Raw genomic sequence first — 8665 nt, forward strand, 5'->3', positions numbered from 1 at the left:
TGGCGGGGTGCCGGGCTGAAGCCCGGCCTACGGGCGTTAGGTTTGTTTGCGCGCCTTGCGCAACAGCATGTCACGTTTGACCTTGCTGAGGTTGTCGAAATACATCCGGCCATTCAGATGGTCGATCTGGTGCTGCACGCTGGTCGCCTCGATGCCGACGAAGTCGCGGCGGTCGACGATGCCATGTTCATTGAGGTATTTGACCGTCACCGCGCGGGGCCGCTTTATCGTGGCCGCGACGCCGGGCAGGTTCGGGCTGGCCTCTTCATGCTCGCGCAGCTCGATCGAGCGGTGCAGGATTTCCGGATTTGCAAGGCGCACCGCCCGGCCCCGCTCGGCCGAACCATCCACCACCGCCAGTCGCAGCATCACGCCGATCTGCGGCGCGGCAAGGCCGACGCCCGGCATCGCCTCCATCGTGTCGATCATGTCGTCCCAGATCGCGCGGATCTCGTCGGTGATTTCGGGCACTTCGGCGGCCTTGCTGCGCAGGCGCTTGTCGGGCCAAGGCAGGCAGGGGCGTACGGTCATTGATGTTTCTCCAGGTATTCGGCCTCGGCGCGCACGCGGTCCGCGCCGGTCAGGTGGTCGAGCGTGACCGTGCCGTTCAGATGGTCGAACTCGTGCTGGATGCAGCGCGCTTCAAACCCGTCGAAATCGGCCATGTGGATATCGCCTTCGGGGGCGGTCCACTGCACGGTGACAGCCTTTGGCCTTTCGACCGCAACCGCAATGCCGGGGATCGACAGGCAGGCCTCTTCCATCACCACGGGGATACGCTCGGCGGCCATGATGACGGGATTGATCATTGCCAGTGGCGCGGGCTCTCCCTCTTTCCAGCCGCAATCCATGACAAAGAACCGTTGCATCACCCCGACCTGCGGCGCGGCCAGCCCACGGCCCTGCGCGGCATACATGGTGTCGAACATGGACCGGATCAGATCCTGCGGCACGATGGTTTCGACCGGGTCGCATTTCTGCGACAGTCGGGGGTCGGGCCATGTCAGGATCGGCAGGACGCTCACGCGCGGGCCTTCTCGCGCTTCAGCTTCTGCATCTTGCGGGTGATCATCTGGCGCTTGAGCGGCTTGAGGTAGTCGATGAACAGCTTGCCATCCAAATGATCGATCTCGTGCTGGACGCAGGTGGCCCACAACCCGTCAAAGGTTTCCTGCTGCAGGTTTCCGTTCCGGTCCATCCATGCCACATCGACCACCTTGGGGCGTGTCACCTCGGCATATTGCTCGGGGATCGACAGGCAGCCTTCCTCGTAGACATTGGTTTCATCCGAGGCCGCGATGACCTGCGGGTTGAACATCACCAGCGGGCGGGGCGCTTCGCCATCTTCCTTGACGCAGTCCAGCACGATCAGCCGATCCAGCATGCCGATCTGAGGCGCGGCCAGCCCGATGCCCGGCGCGTCATACATCGTTTCGAGCATGTCGTCGGCCAGCTTGCGCAGGTCGTCGGTGATGTCGGCCACCGGCGCGCAGACCTTCTTCAGGCGCGGGTCGGGATGGATCAGAATAGTGCGTTTCATGAGGGTGATTTAGGTCATTCGGCGCCGCGCCGCAACGCCCCCCTTGCAACCGCCGGAATTGAGGTTAGCTTTCCCGCGATCAAACGGAGCAGACATGACTTTCAACGACCCTACCGACCGCCGCGGCACCCACAGTTCAAAATGGGACAAGATGGAGCAACTCTATGGCGTCTCGCCCGATGACGGGCTGGCGATGTGGACGGCGGATTCCGATTACAAGACCGCGCCCTGCGTGATCGAAGCGGTGCAAAAGGCGGCGGAACATGGCGTGTTCGGTTATTCCTGGGAACATCCCGAATACCTGCAGGCGGTGCAGTGGTGGATGAAGGCCCGGCACGGCTGGGACATCGACACCGACTGGGTGCTGACCTCGCAGGGGCTGGGCAATGCGATTGCGCTGTGTCTGGACGTGTGGAGCGCGCCGGGGGACGGGGTGGCGATCTTTACCCCGGTCTATCACGAGTTTGCGCACAAGGTGAACAAGTCGGGTCGCCGGGTGGTGGAATGCCCGCTGGTGCGGCAGGGCGAGACCTATGTGCTGGATCTGGACGACGCGCAGGCGCGGCTGGACGGCTCGGAGAAGCTGCTGCTGTGGTGCTCGCCGCAGAACCCGTCGGGTAGAGTTTGGACGCCCGAGGAGCTGCGCGCGGTTGCGGCATTCGCGGAACGAAACGGGCTGATCCTGGTCTCGGACGAAATTCATCACGATCTTGTCTATGCTGGTCAAAAATACGTACCGATGGATGTGGCCGCGCCCGAGGCGCGGGCGTGGACGGTGACCCTGACGGCGGCGTCCAAGACATTCAACATTGCCGGACAGCGGACCGGCAACATGATCATTCCCGACCCGGAATTGCGCAAGGTGATGCGGCATCGGCTGGCGACTCTGGATTACGCGCCCGCCGCCCTTGGCGTGGCAATGATCACCGCCGCCTATTCGCCAGCCGGGGCCGCGTGGGTCGATGCCCAAATGGCGCATCTGGACGGCAACAGGCGTCTGTTCGACGACACCATCGCATCAATCCCCGGCCTGTGGTCTATGCCGTTGCAGGCCACCTATCTGGCTTGGGTCGATTTTTCGGGCACCGGAATGAACCATGACGAGTTCGTCCGCCGCCTGCGGCAGGATGCGCGGATTGCCACGTCGTCCGGTCCCGGATTCGGAACCGGGGGCGAGACGTTCGAGCGGTTCAACCTGGCAACACAGCGCGCGCGTGTCGAGGAGGCCTGCACCCGGCTGCGCAGCGCCTTTGCCGATCTGCAATAGCCATGCTGCGGCGCCTGACCGTCCTGCTGGCGTTGTGCCTTGTCGCCGGGGCGCTTTGGGTCGGATGGGCGCGTTTCGGCCCGCGCCCTGTGGCGCCGCCGATGGCGCCCGAGGCCGAGCGGGTCGATCGCATCCTGATCGAGAAATCCACCCGCCGCCTGACAGCGACGCTGGACGGTGCTGTGGTGATGCAGGCCGATATTGCGCTGGGGTTCAGCCCCGAAGGCGACAAGGCGGTCGAAGGCGATGGCCGCACGCCCGAGGGCGTCTTTACGATCAACCGCCGCAACCCGCAAAGCGCCTTTCACCTGTCGCTGGGCATCGACTACCCGCAGCCTGAAGACATCGCGCGGGCGCGCGAGGCCGGAACCGATCCGGGTGGCGATATCTTCATTCACGGGCAACCAAACGGTGTCGTCGGGATGACCCTGCCGGGCGACTGGACCCTGGGTTGCATCGCCGTGTCCAATGACGAAATCACGCGCCTTTGGCGTCTTGCCGACGTCGGGACGATCGTCGAAATCCGGCCCTGACGATCAGTCGTCCTTGCCCAGAAGCGCAATCGGCGCATCCGGCGAACGATAGAAATCCAGAGGCGCCTTGTCGGCGGCCAGAGTGTTGCGTTTGAACTCGTAACGCATCTCTCCGGCTTCTTCTTCTGCGGCAACAATCAGGCACTGATAAAGGTGATTGGTTCCATCGTAGAGATCAACGAGACCGCGCAGACGCGGAGTCGTTTCGGCCTCGACCGCGAATCCGCTTTGCCACAGACGCAGGACGCGAAAGTATTCCTCCCCCGCTTCGACCCGCAAACGGCTTGTTTTCTTGAGTGTTGCAATGCGCGCGGCATCCAATTCCTTGCGCATTTCCTCGGAAATGTATGTGGTCATAAAAATCTTTCCCCCTCACGTAACCTTAAGTTTGCAATGGGTTTTGTAAAAATCCAATGAAAGATTTCCGGTGACGGCGTTGCGTTGCAATCGTGTCGCAAGGAATGCGCACCATGTGCGCGAGCGCAGAAAGCGTGCGCGGGCCTGATGGTGGTCAGGCGGCGCGGGCGGCCCTATTTTTTGGAGTGTCTCTCGAAACCGGAGGTAAGCGCATGGGACTGCTCGTGGACGGCAAATGGCAGGACAAGTGGTATGACACGAAATCCAACGGCGGCGCGTTCAAGCGGTCGGCGGCGCGGTTCCGCAACTGGATCACCGCCGACGGCGCGCCGGGCCTATCTGGCGAGGGTGGATTTCAGGCGGCGTCGGGACGTTATCATCTTTACGTCAGCTATGCCTGCCCATGGGCGCACCGGACACTGATCTTTCGCGCCCTCAAGGGCCTGACGGATCATGTCGGGGTGTCGGTGGTGCATCCGGACATGCTGGATCAGGGCTGGACGTTCGAGACCGACGCCCATGGCGCGACCGGAGACACGCTTTATGGTTTCAGTCACGCGCATCAGGTATATACCAAGGCCGATCCCGGCTATTCCGGGCGGGTGACGGTTCCGATCCTGTGGGACACCGAGCGGGAAACCATCGTGTCGAACGAAAGTTCGGAAATCATCCGCATGTTCAATTCCGCCTTTGACGGTCTCACCGGGAACACGGATGACTATTGGCCGGCGCCCCTGCGCGACGAGATCGAGGCGGTGAACACCCGCGTCTATGACACGCTGAACAACGGCGTCTACAAATGCGGGTTCGCCACCACGCAGGAGGCCTATGACGCCGCCGTGCATCCCCTGTTCGACACGCTTGAGTGGCTGGAGGAAAGGTTGTCAGCCAAGCGCTATCTGATGGGAGATCGCCTGACCGAGGCCGACTGGCGGTTGTTCACCACGCTGGTGCGGTTTGATCCGGTGTATCATCTGCATTTCAAGTGCAACCGCAAAAGGGTAATCGATTATCCCGACCTCTGGGCCTATCTGCGGGAGTTATATCAATGGCCTGGTGTGGCGGACACGGTGAACATGGCGCATATCGTGCGCCACTATCATTTCAGCCACAATACCATCAATCCGCACCGCATAATCCCGATCAACCCGGTTGTGGATTACCGGGAGCCGCATCGCCGCGATCAGCGTCCGGCTGCGTAATGCTCGACCATGGCTGCCAGGTCTTCGGGCGGGGTGCCGCTTTGGACAAAGGCGCAGGCGTTTGAGCTGTGGGCAAAGATTGATCCGTCGGAAAAGAAGGTGGTGTTGGTGACAAAGATCACCCGCGCATCGGGGCGGCGATAGCTGGCGAAATCGGCCACCGCAAGCGCGCTGCCCTTTTCCAGCACGAGATCGAGGACAATGATATCGAAGGCGGTGCCATAGAGCGCCAGAATGGCCTCCTCCTGCGTCAGAACCAAGGTGGCTTCGGTCCCCTGCCGTTGCAGGTGACGCTGCCAGACCCGGCCAAGATCCGGGTTGCTTTCAACGATCAGAACCTTCATTTGCGGCACCCTTGGCACGGTTGGCATGTATCTCGTGCCGTCCCCCTAGCCCCGTGATCCGGTCAATTGCTTAACAAAATGTTAACATGCCCGAAGCGGCCCTTGTTTCGGGCGGTTTCGCTTGTGCAGGCGGCAAGAATCCGCTTGAAGCGGGCAGAATGCAGCATTTTCAGGCAGAGAGTCGCAATGGCGCAATCGCCGGACATGGACCAGAACACCATCGACCCCCGCGCCCGACGCGACCATGGCGGCGGGCTGGACGGCGCGATGAAGCGCTATGGCGGCGCGCGGGCGGATTGGATCGACCTGTCGACAGGTATCAACCCGTCACCCTATCCGGTGTCCGGCTTGCAGGCGACCGATTGGGCAGAGCTTCCCGATCACGGCGCGTTCGAGGCGCTGGTGTCGGCGGCGCGGACATTCTGGCAGGTGCCGGCTGAGGCCGCTATCCTGCCTGCGCCGGGTGCGTCGGCGCTGATTGCCCGAATTCCGGCGCTGGCTCCTGCCGGGTCGGTGCAGATCACCCGCCCCACCTATAACGAACATGCTGCCGCCTTTGCCGCGCAGGGCTGGGACATCCGCGACGTTGGGCCTACGCAGGCGCGGGTCATCGTGCATCCCAACAACCCCGATGGCCGCCTGTGGCGTGAAGCGGAAGCCGATGCGCCTTTGACCGTGATCGACGAAAGCTTTTGCGATGTGACACCTGCGACCTCGCTGATCCATCTGGCCGAACGTCCCGGCACGGTGGTTCTGAAGAGCTTTGGCAAGTTCTGGGGGCTGGCCGGATTGCGGCTTGGCTTTGCCATCGCCCGACCCGACACCATCGCCCGGCTCAACGACCTGACCGGCCCCTGGGCGGTTTCGGGGCCGGCGCTGCGGATCGGGGCGCAGGCCCTGACCGATACCGACTGGGCGGCGCGCACCCGCGCGCGCCTGGCGCAGGAGGCCAGCCAGCTGGATGCGCTTGTCACCGGAAAGGGTGCCGAGCTTGTCGGGGGCACTACCCTGTTCCGGCTCTATGAGGTCGATGACGCTGCTGCATGGCAGGACCGTTTGGCGCGTGCCCATATCTGGAGCCGCGTCTTTCCCTATTCGCGGACCTATCTGCGGCTGGGCCTGCCGCCTGCACAGGGTTGGGACCGGCTGGAGGCTGCGCTGTGAGCACCGCGTTTCTGCTGGCTGCGGCGATGGCGCTGGACGCCGCGCTGGGAGAACCCGAGTGGCTGTGGTCGCGGGTGCGGCATCCGGCGGTGCTGATCGGCAATCTGATCGGAGCGCTGGACAGGCGGCTGAACCGGGGCGGCAACCGGCGCCTCAAGGGTGCTGCGGTCGCCCTGTTTCTGGTCGCGGCGGCAGTGATTGCGGGTCAGGTTCTGGCTGCGCTTGGGCCGGTGGTGGAAATCCTGGCCTGCGCCATTCTGCTGGCTCAGAAGTCGCTTGTGACGCATGTGTCCGACGTGGCCGATGCCATGCGCCGGTCCTTGCCCGAGGGGCGGGCGATGGTGGCACGGATCGTATCGCGCGACACTTCGGCCATGGATGAAAGCCAGATCGCGCGGTCGGCCATCGAAAGCGCGTCAGAAAACCTCAGCGATGGGGTGATTGCGCCTGCCTTCTGGTTTCTGGTTGGCGGTCTGCCGGGGCTGCTGGTGTACAAGGCGATCAACACGGCGGACAGCATGATCGGCTATCGCACCGAGAAGTATCTTGAATTCGGCTGGGCTTCGGCACGGCTGGATGACCTGTTGAACCTGATCCCTGCGCGGCTGACCGGTTTGATGATCGTGGCCTTGGCCCGTGGGTTCGGCCAATGGCGCGAGACCGTTGCCGACGCCCGACGCCATGTCTCGCCCAATGCGGGCTGGCCCGAGGCCGCGATGGCCCGCGCGCTGGACGTGGCCCTTGCCGGGCCGCGCAGTTATCACGGTCAGATCCGCGATCTGGCCTGGGTCAATGGCGCGGCGCGCAGAACCATCGGTGCTTTCGAGATCACTCGCGCCGTCGACATGCTGTGGCGCGTTTGGGGCCTTGTCTTTGCGCTCGTTCTGCTGTGGTTTGTGCTGACATTGATATTCTGACCCGACAAGAGGGATTGACCCGCAAGATGCGATTGTTTTCTGCCGCCGTTTTCGCCCTTCTGCTGTCCACCGCAGCCCAAGCCCAATGCGGAGGCGATTTCAACGCCTTCGTGCAGGCGCTGAAACAGGAGGCGGTGACGAAAGGCCATGACAGCGCCCGGGTCAACGCATTCTTCAAGGGCGTCAGGCAGGACGGCAAGGTACTGAAGGCCGACCGGGCGCAGGGAGTGTTTCAGAAACCCTTCATCGATTTCTCGCGGCACCTGATTTCGCAGAACCGGATCGACCGGGGGCAGGCAATGTCACAGAAACACGATGCGGTGTTCGACCGGATCGAGGCGGAATACGGCGTGTCGCGCGGCGTGCTGCTGGCCTTTTGGGCGTTCGAAACCGACTACGGCGGCTTTCAGGGAGATTTCAACACCCGCGACGCGCTGGTGACGCTGGCGCATGACTGCCGCCGTCCCGATCTGTTCCGGCCCCAGATATTTGCCGCCATCGCGCTGTATGACCGTGGCAACTTCGATCCGCAACGCACAACCGGCGCCTGGGCAGGCGAGATCGGCATGGTGCAGATGCTGCCGCAGGACATTCTGGACAACGGCGTCGATGCCGATGGCGACGGCAAAGTGTCGCTGAAAACCTCGGCCCCTGATGCGCTGATGTCGGGGGCAAAGATGCTGTCGCATCTGGGCTGGCGGGCGGGTGAGCCATGGCTGCAGGAGGTCACCGTGCCCGCGGATATGGACTGGTCGCTGTCGGGGCCCGGCAAGGGCCGCGCGGTCACGGAGTGGCAGCGGATGGGGGTCCGCGCGCGGAGCGGGTCGTTGCCGGGTGGAATGCAGGCGTCGCTGTTGCTGCCGCAGGGCCATAAAGGACCAGCCTTTCTGGCCTATCCGAATTTCGACGTCTATTTCGAGTGGAACCAGAGTTTCGTCTATGTCCTGACCGCCGCCTATTTCGCCACCCGGCTGGAGGGTGGTCCGATTTATGATGCCGGTAATCCGGAGCCCGGATTGTCAGGACCGCAGATGAAAGAGCTGCAAGCGAAATTGCAGGCGCGCGGCCACGAGGTCGGCAAGATCGACGGCATTCTGGGCGCCGGAACCCGCGCGGCGGTACAGGCAGAGCAGGAAAGGGTGGGTTTGCCCGCTGACGCCTGGCCGACGGCAGAGCTTTTGCGCAGGTTGTAGTGGACAAGTGGTGTCAGGCGGATGAGGGCCGGTCTCTAGCAACTGTATTTCTCAGGCGGTCTGAGCCGACCAGTTTTGCCGAGATTTTAGGAGTGCGTTCGCGATTGTAACGAGCTTTCTAGCGACTGCTGTGATGATGACTTTGTGT

Annotated in this window: 11 protein-coding genes; 6 read left to right on the forward strand and 5 right to left on the reverse strand. The window is 63.0% G+C overall.

Going from position 1 to position 8665, the window contains the following annotated elements; translation table 11 throughout:
- Nucleotides 1–36: 36 nt before the first annotated feature.
- The 3 genes from def (ACR0LZ_RS20555) to def (ACR0LZ_RS20565) are packed head-to-tail and all read right to left on the reverse strand — an operon-like array spanning nt 37 to nt 1540.
- The gene (gene def / locus ACR0LZ_RS20555) at nt 37–531 is read right to left on the reverse strand and encodes a peptide deformylase (protein WP_480752078.1); all 495 of its coding nucleotides are present in this window, start codon (nt 529–531) and stop codon (nt 37–39) included.
- A complete protein-coding gene (def, locus tag ACR0LZ_RS20560; RefSeq protein ID WP_480752080.1) occupies nt 528–1025 on the reverse strand; it encodes a peptide deformylase in 498 nt (165 codons plus the stop codon). The genes def (ACR0LZ_RS20555) and def (ACR0LZ_RS20560) overlap by 4 nt, the downstream gene beginning before the upstream one ends.
- On the reverse strand, nt 1022–1540 hold the full coding sequence (gene def, locus ACR0LZ_RS20565; RefSeq protein ID WP_480752082.1) for a peptide deformylase: 519 nt from the start codon (nt 1538–1540) through the stop codon (nt 1022–1024). Before def (ACR0LZ_RS20565) ends, def (ACR0LZ_RS20560) begins: the two co-directional genes overlap by 4 nt.
- Before the next feature lie 94 nt (nt 1541–1634).
- Here def (ACR0LZ_RS20565) and ACR0LZ_RS20570 point away from each other — a divergent pair, with 94 nt between their 5' ends.
- Nucleotides 1635–2807 carry a MalY/PatB family protein gene (locus ACR0LZ_RS20570; protein ID WP_480752084.1) on the forward strand — a complete coding sequence of 391 codons (1173 nt, stop codon included), beginning with the start codon at nt 1635–1637 and terminating at the stop codon, nt 2805–2807.
- A gap of 2 nt (nt 2808–2809) precedes the next feature.
- Nucleotides 2810–3340: a L,D-transpeptidase family protein gene (locus ACR0LZ_RS20575; RefSeq protein WP_480752085.1), complete on the forward strand. Its 531-nt coding sequence runs from the start codon at nt 2810–2812 to the stop codon at nt 3338–3340.
- Between the two features lie 3 nt (nt 3341–3343).
- On the opposite strand, the gene ACR0LZ_RS20580 is transcribed toward ACR0LZ_RS20575, so the two are convergent.
- Nucleotides 3344–3697: a hypothetical protein gene (locus ACR0LZ_RS20580; protein ID WP_480752086.1), complete on the reverse strand. Its 354-nt coding sequence runs from the start codon at nt 3695–3697 to the stop codon at nt 3344–3346.
- Nucleotides 3698–3909: 212 nt separating this feature from the next.
- On the opposite strand from ACR0LZ_RS20580, the gene ACR0LZ_RS20585 reads away from it, so the two are divergent.
- Nucleotides 3910–4899 (forward strand): glutathione S-transferase family protein, encoded by a 990-nt coding sequence (locus ACR0LZ_RS20585; RefSeq protein WP_480752087.1) that lies wholly within the window; start codon nt 3910–3912, stop codon nt 4897–4899.
- On the opposite strand, the gene ACR0LZ_RS20590 is transcribed toward ACR0LZ_RS20585, so the two are convergent.
- Complete coding sequence (locus tag ACR0LZ_RS20590; protein ID WP_480752089.1) at nt 4881–5243, reverse strand: response regulator transcription factor; 363 nt, start codon at nt 5241–5243, stop codon at nt 4881–4883. The two genes, ACR0LZ_RS20585 and ACR0LZ_RS20590, sit on opposite strands and share 19 nt — an antisense overlap.
- A gap of 186 nt (nt 5244–5429) precedes the next feature.
- On the opposite strand from ACR0LZ_RS20590, the gene cobD reads away from it, so the two are divergent.
- Genes cobD through ACR0LZ_RS20605 form a run of 3 tightly spaced genes read left to right on the forward strand, consistent with a single transcriptional unit; the run spans nt 5430 to nt 8517 of the window.
- Nucleotides 5430–6407, forward strand: a complete 978-nt coding sequence (cobD, locus tag ACR0LZ_RS20595) for a threonine-phosphate decarboxylase CobD (RefSeq protein WP_480752090.1) — start codon at nt 5430–5432, stop codon at nt 6405–6407.
- Nucleotides 6404–7324 (forward strand): adenosylcobinamide-phosphate synthase CbiB, encoded by a 921-nt coding sequence (gene cbiB / locus ACR0LZ_RS20600; protein WP_480752091.1) that lies wholly within the window; start codon nt 6404–6406, stop codon nt 7322–7324. The genes cobD and cbiB overlap by 4 nt, the downstream gene beginning before the upstream one ends.
- A gap of 26 nt (nt 7325–7350) precedes the next feature.
- Nucleotides 7351–8517: a lytic murein transglycosylase gene (locus ACR0LZ_RS20605; protein WP_480752093.1), complete on the forward strand. Its 1167-nt coding sequence runs from the start codon at nt 7351–7353 to the stop codon at nt 8515–8517.
- Nucleotides 8518–8665: the final 148 nt, after the last annotated feature.

Source organism: Ruegeria sp. CI1, assembly GCF_056536925.1.

Coding starts and splice junctions, on each gene's coding strand:
- ACR0LZ_RS20570 (WP_480752084.1), top strand. CDS start 1,635: ATGACTTTCAACGACCCTACCGACCGCCGCGGCACCCACAGTTCAAAA.
- cobD (WP_480752090.1), top strand. CDS start 5,430: ATGGCGCAATCGCCGGACATGGACCAGAACACCATCGACCCCCGCGCC.
- def (WP_480752082.1), bottom strand. CDS start 1,540: ATGAAACGCACTATTCTGATCCATCCCGACCCGCGCCTGAAGAAGGTC.
- ACR0LZ_RS20605 (WP_480752093.1), top strand. CDS start 7,351: ATGCGATTGTTTTCTGCCGCCGTTTTCGCCCTTCTGCTGTCCACCGCA.
- ACR0LZ_RS20590 (WP_480752089.1), bottom strand. CDS start 5,243: ATGAAGGTTCTGATCGTTGAAAGCAACCCGGATCTTGGCCGGGTCTGG.
- ACR0LZ_RS20585 (WP_480752087.1), top strand. CDS start 3,910: ATGGGACTGCTCGTGGACGGCAAATGGCAGGACAAGTGGTATGACACG.
- ACR0LZ_RS20580 (WP_480752086.1), bottom strand. CDS start 3,697: ATGACCACATACATTTCCGAGGAAATGCGCAAGGAATTGGATGCCGCG.
- ACR0LZ_RS20575 (WP_480752085.1), top strand. CDS start 2,810: ATGCTGCGGCGCCTGACCGTCCTGCTGGCGTTGTGCCTTGTCGCCGGG.
- def (WP_480752078.1), bottom strand. CDS start 531: ATGACCGTACGCCCCTGCCTGCCTTGGCCCGACAAGCGCCTGCGCAGC.